The organism is Natrinema sp. H-ect1, from assembly GCF_041821105.1.
Classification (GTDB): Archaea; Halobacteriota; Halobacteria; order Halobacteriales; family Natrialbaceae; genus Natrinema; species Natrinema thermotolerans.
In genome coordinates, this window is record NZ_JBGUBA010000010.1 from 1 (window position 1) to 15,157 (window position 15,157).

Below are 15,157 nucleotides of genomic sequence, written 5' to 3' on the forward strand. Positions count from 1 at the left end.
CGGCATCTCAGCGAAGCGTACGCGATTCACGCCCGCCGTAAACGGCGGGATTCTCTCGCTGTATCAAGATAGCTTCCGTTCTCGAGCGATGCGGCCGGGAGCGAGCTACCGGTTCGGCGTCCACTCCTCGCAGGCGTCCATGTCGTCCATGGCCGTCTCGTGGCGGGCACAGTAGGGGACCATTCCCTCCGAGGAGCGAACGTACTCGAAGTGTTCGCAGTTCCCGCAGTAGCGGTCCGTCGGCTCGGTCGGGCCCGTGGACTCGGATTCGACGATCTCGGCGTCGCCCCCCTCGAGCGGCGAGGAGATGTCCGAGGCCGCCGAGCCGCCGTCGCTGGTCGCAGCGCCGACGGTTCGCCCGGTACCGCCGGTCGATCGCGACGCGGTCGCCGATCGGGTCGTAGTCCGGCCGTCGGCCGGGGCCTCCTCGTAGGACAGCGACGTGCCGTCCGCGTCGGCGTCCGCGTTGGTCTGTGTCTCGACGTCACCGTCGGGGGTCCCACCGAGGAAGCCGATCCCGCCCAGGCCGCCGTCATCGTTGCTCTCCTCGACTTCGACGACGGTCCTGTTGTGGCGGGTGACGTTCATCTCGAGGTTCCCGCCGGGATCGTTGCGCCGTTTGAACGTAGCGACGGCGGCGAACAGACACCAGATCGCGGGGAGGAGTCCGAGCAGGTAGACCACCGAGACCTCGAAGGTCAGTTGCTGGCCGTAGTTCCGCCAGTGGTGGGGGTAGGCGTACCAGAAGAGCGCGACCCCGAGCAGGCAGAGGCTCACGCTGATCGCGGCCGCGGCCTGCACGCGACGGCTGGCCGGCAAGACGATGAAGACGCCGACGAGGGCCGTCGGGACTGCGAGGCCGGCCAACACCCCCGCGGCGCGGACGGTCGCGTACTGGGCCGCCATCCCGCTCGAGAGAGCGGTTGCGTATCCGCCGACGAGGTCGGTCGTGGCCGCAAGGACGGCCACGACGGCCAGGATCGCACCGAGGATCACGAGCGTCGTGCCGGCGTACAGCCGGCGACTCGTCACCCCCGATGCGGTCCCGTCGTAGACCTCCGTCAGGCTAGTCATACGAGCCCGTTCGATGTCCTACCACAAAACGATACGTCAGACACCTTTCGGATCATAGAGGGATCGAGGGTCGTCGACGGATCGGCGGGTATTGTACGGAGTGGGTATCCAGCCGGGTCGCCAGGTGGCCATCCCGATCGCACCGCGTTCTGTCGACCTCCCATTACGGCCGTGTACCCGCTCCCGTGACCCGTGGAAGCGAAAGCTTGAATCACTGCGCTCGCAAACGACTGGCCATGAGCGACGACGACGAGGACGCGGAGCCAGCCGTTGAACTCGGATCACACACGCCCGTCGAGGGCGCACCGCTTGCCCGCGTGAGTTCGCGGCTGACCTGGCCCAAGGAGAAAAGCGAGGTAGAGCGAATGGAGGGCGAGTCGGTCGTTCGGACGCCGGACGGCCCCCGCGAGCTATCGACGATCCTCGAGTCGGTCGACGAAACGTACTTCCAGCGCAAACGGGAGTTCGAGGGCCACGTCCGGGACGTGATCGGGACCGGCCCGATTCCGACCGCCGACGAGTAACACCGTGGGATCCGAGTCTGATCGACGCGCTGTGCGCTGGCTTCGCCAGCGGTTGAGCCTCTCCTGGGTACAGAAGTCGTTACTGCTCGGGGCGCTCCTGACGGCCCTGTGGATGCGGTTCGTCCCCGACGGACTGGACGATCGACTCCTCGTGGACGGCGTCCTCCTGATCGGTGGGCCGCTCGCACTGGGGCTGTCCCACGGACGACACGTCGGGTGGCGGGTCGACCGGACAGCGGTCAGGAACGCGGCCCTGCTCGGACTGTTCGTGTTGCCGTTCTATCTCGTCGGCTCGACGTTGCCGACGATCCGCGCGTACTACCCGATCTGGGAGACGTCGGCCGCGCCGGCCGCGTTCGTCCCCCACGCGATCAAGCTGTTCGTCCTCGCACTGGCCGCCGAGACCTACTATCGAGGGCTGTTGTGTGTCGGGGTCAGGGAACTGGGTTTCGGTGCGGTGTTCATCAGCCCCGTCGTCTACATGCTTCACCACACGTCGAAGCCGCCGATCGAGTTCCTGCTGTCGGGGCCGACCGACGTCCTGTTCGGTGCCGTCGACTACACCTCAGACTCGATTCTCCCCTCCGTGGTCGCCCACGGCGGCGGGCTCGTCTTACTGGACTGGTTGGTGATTCACGAGCCGCTGTTCGATCCGACCCTGGTCCTGAACGTCCTCGAGGCACTCCCGCTCCCGATCTAACGATCCTTTCGCCGCGGCTAACAGTACAGAACACCAACACTTATGGCCGCCAGCCGTGAGGATTGCGTATGGACGCCCGGACGACGTTTTTCGCCCTCCTCGTCTCCATCCTTGCCGGCGTCGCCGCCCTGTTGGTCCGCCCGCTGCTCGAGTACGTCCTCGGTGCCTGCCTGCTCGCGGTCGTCCTCCGACCCGCGTACGAACGGCTGGCACCGCGGCTCGGCGAGCGTCTCGCCGCGCTCGCACTGACCGCCTTCGTGATCGTCGCCGGCCTCGTGCCGCTCGCGCTCGTCTCGCTCGTCGTCGTTCGAACGACTGCCTCGACGTTCGAGAACGTCTCGATCGAGGGGGTTACCGCGTACGGGAGCGAGATGGCACGTACCGAACTCGGTATGGAAGCGGAGTCGGTGGCAGTCGTCGAATCGGCACTGCAGGAACGGGTTCAGGAGATGGGGTCCAACGTCGTAGACGTCACGCTCGAACAGTCGGTCTGGCTCCTCTCGACGGCCGTCGACGTCGCGATCGGAACGGTCGCGTTCGTGTTTTTGCTGTACTATCTGCTCGTCGACGGGCCCGCATTGCTCGCCTGGCTGTGCCGGACGGTCCCGCTCGAGTCGGCCGTCCTCGACGAGTTGTTCGCTGAGGTCCACACGGTCACGTGGGCAGTGCTTCGCAGTCACGTTCTCGTGGCGGTGGTGCAGGGAACGCTCGGCGGGATCGGGCTGGCTCTGCTCGGCGTGCCCTCCGCTACCGTCTTGGCGGTGGTCCTGTTGTTCGCGTCGTTCCTGCCGACGGTCGGTGTCTGGCTCGTCTGGGGACCGGTGACGATCGCCCACGCGACCGCGGACGGGCCGGCAAGCGGGGCCGTCCTGCTCGGCTATGGGCTCGTCGTGCTGGCCGTCGCCGACTACTACCTCCGATCGATCCTCGTCGATCGCCGGTCCGGACTCCATCCGGCACTGGCCTTGCTCGGCGTCATCGGCGGGGTTTCGCTGTTTGGCATCGTCGGCCTGTTCGCCGGCCCGGTGATCCTTGGCGCGTTCGGTGCCGCATTGCGGGTCGCGAACCGCCGTCTCGAGCCGGTCTCGACCGAGTCCGGAACCGAGATCGAACGGGAGTCTCCGATCGTCGAGACGGAGCGATAAACGCGCTCAGTCGGCGTAGTGGGGCTGCTCGCGCCGACTGGTCGTCGGCACGCCCAGACCGGAAAACGCCATCACGAACAGCACGAGCGGCGACAACAGCCCGAACAGGTAAAACGGCGCGTACTCGAGGGTCGGGACGCCGGTCGCGGAGGCCATGAAGACGCCGCCGGCGTGCCAGGGGAGCAAGGCACCGGTCGGCGTCCCGGCGGCCTCGACGGCCCGCGAGAGTTCCTCGCTGTCGAGGTCGAACTCCTCGTAGAGGTTCCGCAGCGTCAGCCCCGGCAGGACGATGCTCATGTACTGTTGTGCGGTCAGGACGTTGACGAGGATCGCCGACGCGCCGGTGCCGGCGATCAGGCTCCCGGAACTGCGGACGCCCTGCGAGAGGCGATGAGCCAGCACCGCGAGGACGCCGGTCCGCTCGAGGAGGCCGCCGAGCGAGAGCGCGGCGACGACGACGGTGATCGTCCAGGCCGAGCCGGTGAGCCCGCCGGTCGCGAGGAGGTCGTTCACGAGATCGGTCCCGGTTTCGGGAGCGGTTCCGCTCATGAAGACTTCCCAGGCGGCGACGAAGCCGGTGCCCTGAACTGCGATCGAGGTGATGACGCCGGCGAAGACGCCGGCGACGAGCGTCGGGAGCGCGGGGTAGCCATAGAGGGCCAGTCCGAAGGTGACCACGAGCGGCAGGAAGACGAGGACCGAGAGGTCGTACGCGCCCGCGATCGCGGTCTGGATCTCGACGACGCGGTCGGTCGGGATCTCGCCGGCGGCCTGGAGTCCGAGAACGGCGAACCCGGCCACGGAGAGGCCAAAGGCGACGGCCGTTCCCGTTCGCATGCGACGGATGTGGTCGTACAGCGGCGTGTTCGTCACGCCGGCCGCGAGGTTGGTCGTATCGGAGAGCGGGGACTGCTTGTCGCCGGCGTAGGCGCCCGAGATGACCGCGCCGACGGTCATCGGTGCGGGGACGCCCAGCCCCGCGCCGATTCCCACGAACGCGACCCCGAGCGTCCCGACCGTGGTCCACGAGGAGCCGATCGAGAACGCCACGACGGCCGCCAATATCGCCGCGACAGGCAGGAAGACCGATGGCGTGAGCAGTTCGAGGCCGTAGTACATCATCGCCGGGATCGTTCCCGCCTCGACCCAGGTGGCGATCAGCGCGTAGATGGTAAAGATTATCAAAAGCGCCTGGATCCCCATCAGGAGGCCGTTTGCGACGCCGTCGGAGAGTTCGGGCCAGTCGTAGCCGAGATAGATGCCGAACGCGCCGACGAAGACGATACTCCACAGCAGCGGGACGTGCGGATCGAGCCCGAGGACGGCCGATCCGACCCCGAGGAAGGCGACGACTGCGAAGACCGGAACGAGCGCGAGCGCGAACGACGGCCGCCGTTCGGGCGCGATGTCGTCGATCGTCGTCGGTGTGAAGTCGAATGTCATCGGCCGAGTTATGCATTTGGGGCATAAAAACTGAACGATTCATTACTACAGAGCATGCACAATGCTACCAGCGACCACATTCAGCAGCTGCTATAAGTCACGTTCACAGTTATTTTCGGGACGGCAGATCGAACGATGGGATCGCGTGCGCTCGCTCACATCGATACGAGAACCGCCCCGTGACGATCGCCGGTCGAGAACCGCGCTGTTCGGCGCTCAGGTTCGACTCGAGAAGGCGCTCAGGTTCGCCTGCAGTCCGGCCGCGAGTTCGGACTTGCGGCGCAGTCGGGCGAGCGACACCGGCAACTGCGTCGCGACCTCCGAGACCGCGTCGTGGAAGGTTTCGGCCTCGCCGTACTGGCCCTCGAAGGCGTTGCGGACGCTCTCGCGGACCTGCCAGACGCCGACGGGAGCCCAGTAGTCGTCGCTTACCTCCCGCAGGACGAGACACTTCGCCTGCCGGCCGATCGACTCGAGGTACTCCAACACGCCTAGCCGGGCCGCGTAGTAGGCACCGGCGGTCTCCTCGACGTAGCTCGAGCGGCCCTCGTACCCCTCCGAGGCGCTGGCCATCCAGAGGTCGTCTTCGGGGTTGGGGTTCCAGATGCTGCCCGGCGCTTTCATCTCGACGAGTTCGAACTCCCAGTTACCGGGCGCGAGGACGATCCAGTAGCGGTTACCGACGTATTCGTTGGCCCAGACCTGCACCTCGTCGATGCTGGGCGCGTTGCGGATGCGCCCGCGGAGGAACTTCCCGACGGTGTCGTCGACGGCCGTAATCGACCACCGCGTCGGGACGAGTCGGCGCTGTTTCGTCTGCCCGAGCGCGCCCGCCGAGAGGATCGAGTTGATCTCGTAGACGTCGAACCCCCGGCGATAGAGGTAGGTCATCGCCCCCTCGGCCTGCCAGTCGTCGTCCTCTAAGGTCTTCTTGACCGGCCGCGGAACGTGGGGGTTCTCGGTGAGATCCGCGTTCCGGGCGTTGGCTCGGGGACCGCGCGGCGTCGCCACGTCCGTTCCCGCGTCCAGTCCGAGGTCGGGCGTGTCGTCCAGTCCGATCTCGAGGTCGACCGGGCGATCGGCGATGGCGACCTCGCGCTGGACGCCGACGAAGCCGTCCCACGTGTCGTGGACCGAGGGGGTCAGCCGGCTCGCGATCGACGGCGAGTCGACGTTGGCCCGCTTGTTGGAGTTCAGGAGGCCGGTCCGGCGCTGGAGGACGTCATCGATCGCGTACCCCTGTCGGTACCAGTCGCCGTCGGTGACGTACTCCTCGGCATCGCCCTCGTTGCCGACCGGCGAGAGCAGCCCCACGGGGATATCGGGGTAGTTCGACCGCCCGACGAAGATCGAGGGCGCGGTCGAGCCCACGAGCGTATCGCCGCTCAAGGCGTCGTCGAACTTCCGTTCGAACTCCGCCAAGTGGTCCGTGATCGCGTAGGATTTCTCCTTCGCGAGGCGGCGACGCTCGGCCTCCTCGTCGGGCTCTAACTCCTCGATGTAGTCGTCGAGGCGCATTCAGTCGACGTAGGGCCGGCACCGGTTTGAATGTTCGTCGTTCGGGCCGGCGGTCGGCACGCTTTCGATGACGTGTCCGAACAGAATGTCAGAGGCAGAGGTTCGGTCGGGCGTCGAGTAACCGAACCTCATCCCAACCATCACACGGGGACATAAAATAGCCGCCAGCGTATTTTCAGGATCGGAAAACGCTACGGCGGGGTCGGACGCCGTTCCGAACCGATTTGTGGGGCATGGTATCGCTTGCCAGTCAACGAGGAACGTGGAAAGACAACCGTTAAAAACGGCGGGCGGGAAAGGATGGATATGAGTACGACCGACGACCGAGAGACGCGTTCCTGCGTCTCCTGTGGGCTCAACATCGCGGGCACGAACGCCGCCGCGTTCAAATGCCCCGACTGCGGCGAGCAGATCTACCGCTGTGCCAAGTGTCGCAAGCAGAGCAACCTCTACGAGTGCCCCGACTGCGGGTTCATGGGTCCGTAACAATGGGTAAGGTAGCCGCCAAAATCAAGGTCATGCCGGACAGCCCCGAAATCGACCTCGACGCGCTCCAGGAGCGCCTCGAGAGCGCCCTCCCCGAGGGTGCGAAGATCAACGGCGTCGAACGCGACGACGTCGCGTTCGGGCTCGTCGCGCTCTACCCCACCGTGATCGTCCCTGACGGTTCGGGCGGCACGGAGACCGTCGAGGAGAACTTCGGCGACGTCGACGGCGTCGAGAGCGTCGAAGTCGAAAACGTCGGCCGGATATAACCGGTCACTGGCCGATTTTCGGCTGTTTTTGTCAGTCGCGAGCCACGGCACCGTCGATTTCTCCGTCCGAGACGGGGACCGGCAGCGCTCGAGCCGACGCCGGCGAAAACGGTGTGAAAACGGACGACAGCGGAGCGGCAGTGCCGGGTTCGACCGCCCTTACTGCTCCTGCTCGCGGTTCGCACCGAGATCGGCCTCCGAGACGATCTCCGCGCCGATCGGCGAGAGGTCGACGGTCACGTCCTCGGTGACGGCCTTGCTGATCTCGTCTAGGTTCCCCGCGAGGACGGTCAACACGTCGTCGGGGTTCGCATAGAGCAGCATGTTCCCGTCCTGACCCTCCGCGACGAGTTGCGTGTCGTTCAATACGACCTGATCGTTCTGGATCGTCGCCGAAACGACCGGCAGCGCCGCGGGTTTGCCCGGTTCGTCGTCTTTGACCCTGCGGATGTGGACTTCGTCGAGGTCGATGACCTCCTTGTGTTTCTTGATCTGTTCGGCGCAGTTTACCATATCATTGAGCAGGGCCGTCCGCTTCTCGTTGCCGTGATCGCCGTCGAGACAGTGCTGGCAGACGCGGAGTTCGAGTCGCATTGGGCGTCCCTACGCGACCGACACCGATGAGAATTCCGCTTCGGTCCCTCGAGCCCCGTGTAACGACCCGATTCGGGTCCGATGCGGTCGCCTTACGCTCGCAGTTCCTCGTGGATCTCCCGAATCCGCTCGGTCCCCCGATCCACGTAACCGCCGTGAAAGCACACCACGTGGTCGATCTCGCGATCGGCCAGCCGCCCGACCGATTCGGTCGCCTGCTCCATCTCCGGCGTGAAGTGGGGTTTTGGCCCGGATAGCGGCTCGTCACCGTCCGCGACGAGCGCGTCGCCGGCGATCAGCAAGTTCCCCTCGGGGAGGTACAGCGAGACGTGGCCGGGGGCGTGGCCCGGTGTCGCCACGACCTCCATCGGCCCGGCCAGCGTCGGGAACCGAACGCCATCTGCTAGTTCGATGTCGACATCGGCCGGCGGATACCGGTCGCTGTCGCCCTTGATCGGTTCGCGCTCGCCGCACACGTACGGCGCTTCCGCCCGATGGGTCGCGACGACCGCATCGACGTCTTCGAGCAAGGCCGCGAGGCCGCCGGCATGATCGCCGTCGTGGTGCGTAACCAGAATCAGCCAGACGTCCGTCAGTTCGTAGCCGAGCGACCGCAGGTGCGTTCGAATCCCCTCGCGGGCCCCCTCCGGGCCGGCGTCGATCAGGATCGGACCGCGTTCGGTCTCGACGAGCGTCGGCGTGATGGTGATCTCCCGACCGCCGTACTCCACCGTCAGTGGCAGCACGTGGACGCCCGCGTCGCGTTCCTCCGTGGTCATACTCGAGTCGTCGACGGCGACCACGAAAGGGCTGTTCGTCTCTCTCCACCCGGTGCAGTAAATTCTAATTAGTAATAATTAGCAATAAAATATTTCAGAGCAGAGAGACGAGTATCGACAATGTCACGAGAGACGATGGCGTCCGCTCTCGAGGTCGAGTCGGATCCGTTCGCTGACGCGCTTGAACACACCCTTTCACTGGGCGTTCGACCGTGGGCCGACGCCTACGACGAGCGGATCGGCGACCGTGACCGGTCGACGTGGCTGTGGTTCGACGCGGTCGAACCGGCGTTCCGACTGTCCTGTGTCGACGACGGGGCCGGACAGCGCGTCCACGATGCGAAGGTCCTCGCGACGATGTTCATTACGGTCATCGACGATGTCGCCGAACGCCACGGCGACCGCGCGACCCTCGAGGAACTCCGCCTCGTGCCGTTCGACGCCCGGGCTGCCGACCCGTCGCGAGCGGATGTCGACGGCGACTACGTCCGGTTCCAGCGGGAGCTCTGGGACGCGCTCTGCAAGCAGTTTCGGGCGGGTCCGCGCGCCGCCGAGTTCGAGGCCCTGTTTCGGTTCGACGTTCGACAGGCGCTCCAGTCGGTCGACTACTCGGCGCTGCTGGCCCGCCAGCCCGGCCTCGCCAGCGAGCGCGAACTCCTGACCTACGACGTCTACAACATGATGCTCTTTCCGTTTGCCGATATCGACATCGCGAACGCGAGCGCGTTCGATCCGCGCGATCTCTCGACGCTCCGGACCGTCGTCGCTCACGGCCAGCGAATGGCACGGATCGGTAACTGGCTCGCTACCTGGGAGCGGGAACTCGCCGAAGGAGATTACAGTTCCGGCGTCACCGTCCGGGCTCTCGAGTCCGGACTCGTCTCACCCGCGGAGCTTCGGGCGCTCCGGAACGAGCCGACCGACGCGGCCGTCGCGGACGTGACCGAGCGGATCCGCGAGTCCGGTATCGAGACCGCCTTCGTCGAACAGTGGGACCGCGAGTTCGAGACCGCGCTCGACGCCTGCGGCGACGCCGAGTCGTTCGACGCGCGCGCCTACCTCGAGGGGTTCGAACCGATCTTCCGCTCGCAACTCGCCCGGCGGGCCCGGTCCGGGGAGTAGATACTCAAGCGAGTGCGGCGTCGATCGCGCCCTCGAGGTCGGCGATCAGGTCGTCGACGTGTTCGATTCCCACGGAGACGCGGATCAGGCTGTCCGAGAGGCCGGCCGCGAGCCGTTCCTCCCGCGGAATGGCGGCGTGGGTCATCGGCGCTGGCTGTTCGATCAGGCTCTCGACGCCGCCGAGACTCTCCGCGAGCGTGAAGATCTCGGTGTTCGAGACGACCTCGCTCGCTTGCTCGAGACTCGCGTCGAGTTCGAAGCTCAGCATGCCGCCGAAGTCGTCCATCTGCTCGGCGGCGATCTCGTGGCCGGGGTGGGACTCGAGGCCGGGGTAGTAGACCCGCTCGACGTCGGGGTGGTCGGCGAGCCACTCGGCGATCGCGCGGGCGTTTTCGCAGTGCCGATCCATCCGGACGGGCAGGGTCTTGGTGCCCCGGAGGACGAGGAAGGACTCGAAGGGGCCGGGCGTCGCGCCGACGGAGTTCTGGTAGAAGCCGAGTCGCTCGTCGAGTGTCTCGTCGTTGGTCAGGAGGGCGCCGCCGACGACGTCGGAGTGGCCGCCGAGGTACTTCGTCAGGGAGTGGGAGACGATGTCGGCACCGAGATCGAGGGGCCGCTGGAGGTACGGCGTCGCGAACGTGTTGTCGATCGCACACAGCGCGTCGTGATCGTGGGCGATCTCGGCCGCCCCCTCGATGTCGACGATCGACATGAGCGGGTTCGTCGGCGTCTCGAGCCAGAGCAGTGCCGTCTCCTCTCGGAACGCCGCCTCGATCTCGTCGAGGTCGGTCATATCGACGAAGGAAAACTCGAGGTCGTAGTCCTCGTAGACCTGCGTGAAGATGCGGTGGGTCCCGCCGTAGACGTCGTTGCCGGTGACGACGTGGTCGCCGGCCTCGAGCAGGTTCAGGACGGTGTTGATCGCGGCCATCCCGCTGGCGAAGGCCCGGCCGTACTCGGCGTTCTCGAGGCTCGCGAGGTTTTCCTCGAGATCGGTACGCGTGGGGTTCCCGGTACGGGAGTACTCGTAGCCGCGGTGGTCCCCCGGGGCGTCCTGCTTGTACGTGGAGTTCGCGTGAATCGGCGACATCAGTGCGCCCGTCTCGGAATCGGGCTCCTGACCGGCGTGGATGGATCTAGTCTCGATCCGACTGTCGTGGTCGTCGTCCATACTCCTACGAGTGCCCCGCGGTCGGATCACTGTTATGGACGCCGTTGCTCGCAGTCGGTTGCAGAAGCGAGGTCGCTTGTCCGCTCGCGGCTGCTCGAGGCGGTGACACCCCACAGAACCAACGCTACCGGCTTACTGGTTTTGCTCCTGTTCGCGTCGTCCCACGAACGTCTGGTATTTGAGATCGTCGTCACGCAGTTCCTCGAGGATACGCTCGACGAGGATCTCGTCGGGATCGTGCAGCCCCGAGACGCGCTCGGACAGTTCCTCGAAGCTCTCGAAGGGCTTTCGCTTTCGCTCGTCCAAGATGCCGTTGCGGAGTTTCTTCCCGATCCCCGGCAGTAGGTTCAGCTGGTGGAGCCGCAGCGTGATCGGCTGGGCGTCGTTGTAGAAGTCGACGAACCGCTGTTCGTTCTCCTCGACCAGATCCTGGACGACGTACTCGAGTTCCGACTGCGCGCCCGAGGAGAGGTCCTCGTACTCGACGCGGTGACACTCGGTGACGATGTCGCGCTCGGCGGCCGGTTCGACGACGACCTCGCTGCCGATCGTGAGTCGTTCGTCCTCGTCGAAGGCGACCTGATAGAGCTGAAAGTCCTCGATTCCGACGGCGTACCCTGCCGGAGACTTGGCGTACTGCGGTCGGCCGTCGTCCGACAGCCCGTGTGCGAGGTAGTCCAACACGACCGCCCGACGAACGTCCATCTCATCGCGATCAGCTTCGCTCATTGGTTTACGGTACGGCGAGGTCGTACTTAAAGAGTCGGCCCACTTTCACGACGTTGCTCGGGGGAACGGAAGGCGCGTGACGTCGCGGTCGGGGTCGCGGTGCGACGCCGTCGCGGTCAGTCGATGACGCCGAACCAGAGGACGATCCCGACGACGACGGCCAGCGTCCCCAGTGCCAAACTCGTCAGTTCGACGCTCGCCAGCAGCGCGAGGTTCGAGCCGATCGCGAGCAGCGGCACCCAGGGCACGCCCGGGACTCGGAACCGCCGCTCCCGGTCGGGTTCCTTCCGGCGGGACCGAATCAACGCGACGTTGACGAACACCAGCCCGCCCAAGAGCATGACGTCCGCGAAGTGAGCCAGCGACTCGAGGCCGAGCAGGGGGTCGTGGGCACCGCCGCCCCCGACCGGAGACGCGCCGAAGACGACGCCGAACAGCAGGAAGAAAACGAGGATGAGACAGCCGGTCAGCACCACCGCGACCGTCGGGACGCCGGACTGTGGGTTGATCCGCTGGACCCGCTCCGGAAGGTGATCGCGTCTGGCCATCGCCAACTTCACTCGAGAGCCGGCCAGCACGGTCGCGTTGGCGGCCGAGATCATCGACAGCAACGCGCCGACGATGAAGACGTAGAAGCCGGCGTCGCCGAGGTAATACTGGGCCGCCCGCGCCATCGCGACCTCGCCGCGTTCGGCGACGAACCCCGTGGCAGTGCCGGACGACGATAGCCCGGCTCGCTCGGCGAGAAACGAGAGGAAGCCGCCGTCGTTGATCGCAAGCACCACCACGACGATTACCAGGACATAGAGGACGGTGACGACGGCGATGCTCAGGAAAATCGCCCGGGGAACGGTCCGCTCGGGCGCTTCGATCTCGCCCTCGCTCGTGGCGATCGCTTCGAACCCGAAGAACGTGATGAACACGAGCGCCGAGGTCAGAGCGATGTCGTCGAACTGCGTGGCGTTCGCCGCGAGCGACGACGCAACGACGTCCGCGTCGAACGCGCTGAGACCGCCGACCAGGAACAGCCCGATAAGCGCGATCTTCAGCCCGGTCACGACGATCTGGAATCGACCCGTCTCCTCGGCACCGGCGAGGTTGACTCCGACGAGAACCGCGAGGACGACGACCCCCGGGATCCAGTACGGGAGCGCCTCGGGGAGCGCGATCTCGGGCCGTACGAATCGGGCGAACCAGTTGGCGAAACTCGCGAGGTAGAAGGCCGCGCTCGCGGGGTAGCCCAGAATCAGTAGCCAGCCGACCACGTACGACCAGTCGGAATCGAACACCTCGGCCACGTAGGCGTAGCCGCCGCCGTCGACCGTGTAGATGGTCGCGAACTCGGCGTAGGTCAGCGCGGTGAACGACGCCACGATCGCCGCCAGCCCGAACGAGACGATCGCCGCCGCGCCGACGTTTGCGACGGCGAGTCCCGAGAGGACGAAGATACCGCCGGCGATCATCGTTCCCGTTCCGATCGCCGTGGCTCCGAGAAGGCCGATGTCCCGTTCGAGCGAGTCGGTTTCGTGTGTCCCCATCGGTTCGGTCTCCGCCTCAGCGCTGTCCACGACCGACACCACCTACCCGGATTCCTCGTCCCCCTTCCACGGAAAGGCGACGGGAAATACCAGTCGACGGTAGTTACACGAGGATTGAAAACGACGCGGAAACGCGGCCTCGAGCGCTGACGCTAGTCGCGATCGTCGAACGCCGGTCGTCGCTGGCGGGACCGCTCCGAACGGAAACGGCGAACTGCGTTCAGGCGTACTGCGCGACGACGTTGAGAATCTCGTCGAGTTCGTCCCCCGACAGCGAGTAGCGCTGCTTTGCGTATACCGACCGGAGTTCGTCCCGGTCGCGCGGCAGGAGGTTGGCGATCTTGTACGCGGTCGGCTCGTCGACCTTCTCCAAGTCCTGGAGGTCGTCGACCAGCGCCTGGGCCTCCTCCGGCTCCAGGACCGCGAACCGGTTTGCGTGTTCGATCGCTCGCGCGAGTTCGTACCGCAGCTCGCGGTCCTCGTCCATCGCGCGTTCGGCTTCGATGTCGGCGAGCAGCTCCTTCGTCTCCGAGACCGTCAGGAACTCCTCGTCGACGATCTCTTTGAAGATCGTCATCCTGCTTAGATCCGGCTCTTTTCCTGGTTCTGTGCGCGCATGTGGGCCGCGGCGACGAGCAGGGTCTTGTCCTTGCCGCCGTCGTTGATCGCGACCTTGAAGACGCTACCCTGTTTGCCGACGACTTCGCCGGTGCGACCGTCGAATCGCGGGTGGAAGCGACCGTCGGCGACGCTTGGGTCGATCTTCAGGTGGACTTTCTCACCCTCCTCGTACTCCTGAATCGCGCGCTGTGGCGGCGACGTGCCGCGGTCTCGAGGATCGTTCGCGAGCTTTTTCCGGGTTCCCTGACGGGGGCCATTAGATTTCGGCATAGTCGTACGCCCGCTTTGTCCGGTGACGGTTATAAAACACACGTATTCCACCCACCGGTTTTCTCGGGCCGCGGTCGACGGCGCTGTCCGCGAACCCCGCCCGTTCACGGGCCGACGGCCCGTTGCACGTCAAGTGGGGACCGTTTTCCGCACTGCCAATGGGCGTCCGAGACGGTGCGTTTACACCCGGCCCGACCGAAGCGCCGGCAATGAGAGACCCAGACGGGCTGATCGCCCGAGCGGGCGTGCGGGGCGATCCGGACCGCGATCAACACTTCCTCGTCGACGATCGGGTGCTGGACCGGCTGCCGACCTACCTGGAAGCGATCGATGCGGACACGAGTCAGTTACTCGAGATCGGCGGCGGGACGGGGGCGCTGACCGATCGACTGCTCGCGGCCGGCGACGAGGTGACCGTCGTCGAGCGCGACCGCGACCTCGCCGAATTCCTGCGCGAGGAGTTCGCCGACGAGATCGCGGCCGGCGAACTGACCGTGATCGAGGGCGACGCCCTCGAGGTCGACCTCCCCGACTTTACCGCGTCAATCTCGAACCTCCCCTACGGCGTCTCGAGCGAGATCGCGTTTCGGCTCTTTCCGGAGAAAAAGCCCCTCGTGTTGATGTTCCAGCAGGAGTTCGCCGAGCGAATGGTCGCCGAGCCCGGAACGTCGGAGTACGGCCGGCTCTCGGTCTCGAGCCAGCACTATGCCGATGTCGAACTCGTCGAGTCGATCCCCAAAGAGGCGTTCGACCCACAGCCCGCCGTCCAGAGCGCGGTGGTCCGGGCGGTCCCACGCGAGCCCGATTACACGGTCGCGGACGAGGACTTTTTCCTGCGGTTCGTCAAGGCCGTGTTCACCCAGCGCCGGAAGACGGTCCGCAATGCGATCCGGAACACGGCCCACATCTCCGGACTCGGCGAGCCGGACGCGGTCGTCGAGGCGGCCGACGAGGAGCTGCTCCGCAAACGGCCCGACGCGATGGCACCGGCGGAGTTCGCCGCACTGGCCGGGCTCGCGTGGGACGTCGGCGAACCGGAGACGTAGTCTGCGAGATCGAGACGTAACGTCGGACGAGGCGGCTCGAGTCGGCCGTTCGGTGGGCCTACAGCGGCCACACAACCGGGGCGAAGTAACCAACGAATACTCAAAGCTGCACGGCCGAGAACTCGGGA

Annotated in this window: 17 protein-coding genes; 7 read left to right on the top strand and 10 right to left on the bottom strand. The window is 66.0% G+C overall.

Annotated features, from left to right (window positions below):
* Positions 1-105: 105 nt before the first annotated feature.
* Positions 106-1,074 carry a hypothetical protein gene (locus tag ACERIM_RS15970; protein WP_006650450.1) on the bottom strand — a complete coding sequence of 323 codons (969 nt, stop codon included), beginning with the start codon at positions 1,072-1,074 and terminating at the stop codon, positions 106-108.
* Positions 1,075-1,310: 236 nt separating this feature from the next.
* Here ACERIM_RS15970 and ACERIM_RS15975 point away from each other — a divergent pair, with 236 nt between their 5' ends.
* The 3 genes from ACERIM_RS15975 to ACERIM_RS15985 all read left to right on the top strand — a co-directional run bounded on the left by ACERIM_RS15975 (position 1,311) and on the right by ACERIM_RS15985 (position 3,443).
* Positions 1,311-1,598 (top strand): DUF5789 family protein, encoded by a 288-nt coding sequence (locus tag ACERIM_RS15975; protein ID WP_006650451.1) that lies wholly within the window; start codon positions 1,311-1,313, stop codon positions 1,596-1,598.
* Between the two features lie 4 nt (positions 1,599-1,602).
* The gene (locus ACERIM_RS15980; RefSeq protein ID WP_373633426.1) at positions 1,603-2,298 is read left to right on the top strand and encodes a type II CAAX prenyl endopeptidase Rce1 family protein; all 696 of its coding nucleotides are present in this window, start codon (positions 1,603-1,605) and stop codon (positions 2,296-2,298) included.
* Between the two features lie 68 nt (positions 2,299-2,366).
* Complete coding sequence (locus ACERIM_RS15985; protein WP_373633427.1) at positions 2,367-3,443, top strand: AI-2E family transporter; 1,077 nt, start codon at positions 2,367-2,369, stop codon at positions 3,441-3,443.
* A gap of 6 nt (positions 3,444-3,449) precedes the next feature.
* Here the strand turns inward: ACERIM_RS15985 and nhaC are convergent, their stop codons facing one another.
* Positions 3,450-4,886 (bottom strand): Na+/H+ antiporter NhaC, encoded by a 1,437-nt coding sequence (gene nhaC / locus ACERIM_RS15990; protein WP_373633428.1) that lies wholly within the window; start codon positions 4,884-4,886, stop codon positions 3,450-3,452.
* A 216-nt stretch (positions 4,887-5,102) separates the two neighbouring features.
* A complete protein-coding gene (gene nreA, locus ACERIM_RS15995) occupies positions 5,103-6,404 on the bottom strand; it encodes a DNA repair protein NreA (protein ID WP_373633429.1) in 1,302 nt (433 codons plus the stop codon).
* A gap of 306 nt (positions 6,405-6,710) precedes the next feature.
* On the opposite strand from nreA, the gene ACERIM_RS16000 reads away from it, so the two are divergent.
* Entirely contained in the window at positions 6,711-6,890 is a 180-nt protein-coding gene (locus ACERIM_RS16000) for an HVO_2753 family zinc finger protein (RefSeq protein WP_006179492.1), read from the top strand.
* Between the two features lie 2 nt (positions 6,891-6,892).
* On the top strand, positions 6,893-7,159 hold the full coding sequence (locus tag ACERIM_RS16005) for an elongation factor 1-beta (RefSeq protein ID WP_006179491.1): 267 nt from the start codon (positions 6,893-6,895) through the stop codon (positions 7,157-7,159).
* Positions 7,160-7,318: 159 nt separating this feature from the next.
* On the opposite strand, the gene ACERIM_RS16010 is transcribed toward ACERIM_RS16005, so the two are convergent.
* Both ACERIM_RS16010 and ACERIM_RS16015 read right to left on the bottom strand, forming a co-directional pair.
* Positions 7,319-7,753, bottom strand: a complete 435-nt coding sequence (locus tag ACERIM_RS16010) for a hypothetical protein (RefSeq protein ID WP_006650455.1) — start codon at positions 7,751-7,753, stop codon at positions 7,319-7,321.
* Positions 7,754-7,845: 92 nt separating this feature from the next.
* A complete protein-coding gene (locus ACERIM_RS16015; protein WP_373633430.1) occupies positions 7,846-8,532 on the bottom strand; it encodes an MBL fold metallo-hydrolase in 687 nt (228 codons plus the stop codon).
* A 120-nt stretch (positions 8,533-8,652) separates the two neighbouring features.
* On the opposite strand from ACERIM_RS16015, the gene ACERIM_RS16020 reads away from it, so the two are divergent.
* Positions 8,653-9,654 carry a hypothetical protein gene (locus tag ACERIM_RS16020; RefSeq protein WP_373633431.1) on the top strand — a complete coding sequence of 334 codons (1,002 nt, stop codon included), beginning with the start codon at positions 8,653-8,655 and terminating at the stop codon, positions 9,652-9,654.
* Between the two features lie 4 nt (positions 9,655-9,658).
* On the opposite strand, the gene ACERIM_RS16025 is transcribed toward ACERIM_RS16020, so the two are convergent.
* The 5 genes from ACERIM_RS16025 to ACERIM_RS16045 all read right to left on the bottom strand — a co-directional run bounded on the left by ACERIM_RS16025 (position 9,659) and on the right by ACERIM_RS16045 (position 13,983).
* Positions 9,659-10,825 (bottom strand): cystathionine gamma-synthase, encoded by a 1,167-nt coding sequence (locus ACERIM_RS16025; protein ID WP_373633432.1) that lies wholly within the window; start codon positions 10,823-10,825, stop codon positions 9,659-9,661.
* A 132-nt stretch (positions 10,826-10,957) separates the two neighbouring features.
* On the bottom strand, positions 10,958-11,554 hold the full coding sequence (locus ACERIM_RS16030; protein ID WP_006179486.1) for a DUF655 domain-containing protein: 597 nt from the start codon (positions 11,552-11,554) through the stop codon (positions 10,958-10,960).
* 116 nt (positions 11,555-11,670) lie between these two features.
* On the bottom strand, positions 11,671-13,131 hold the full coding sequence (locus ACERIM_RS16035) for an APC family permease (RefSeq protein ID WP_373633433.1): 1,461 nt from the start codon (positions 13,129-13,131) through the stop codon (positions 11,671-11,673).
* Positions 13,132-13,312: 181 nt separating this feature from the next.
* The gene (locus ACERIM_RS16040) at positions 13,313-13,669 is read right to left on the bottom strand and encodes an RNA polymerase Rpb4 family protein (protein ID WP_373633434.1); all 357 of its coding nucleotides are present in this window, start codon (positions 13,667-13,669) and stop codon (positions 13,313-13,315) included.
* 5 nt (positions 13,670-13,674) lie between these two features.
* Positions 13,675-13,983 (bottom strand): 50S ribosomal protein L21e, encoded by a 309-nt coding sequence (locus ACERIM_RS16045; protein ID WP_006179483.1) that lies wholly within the window; start codon positions 13,981-13,983, stop codon positions 13,675-13,677.
* Positions 13,984-14,192: 209 nt separating this feature from the next.
* On the opposite strand from ACERIM_RS16045, the gene ACERIM_RS16050 reads away from it, so the two are divergent.
* A complete protein-coding gene (locus tag ACERIM_RS16050; RefSeq protein ID WP_373633435.1) occupies positions 14,193-15,029 on the top strand; it encodes a 16S ribosomal RNA methyltransferase A in 837 nt (278 codons plus the stop codon).
* Positions 15,030-15,157: the final 128 nt, after the last annotated feature.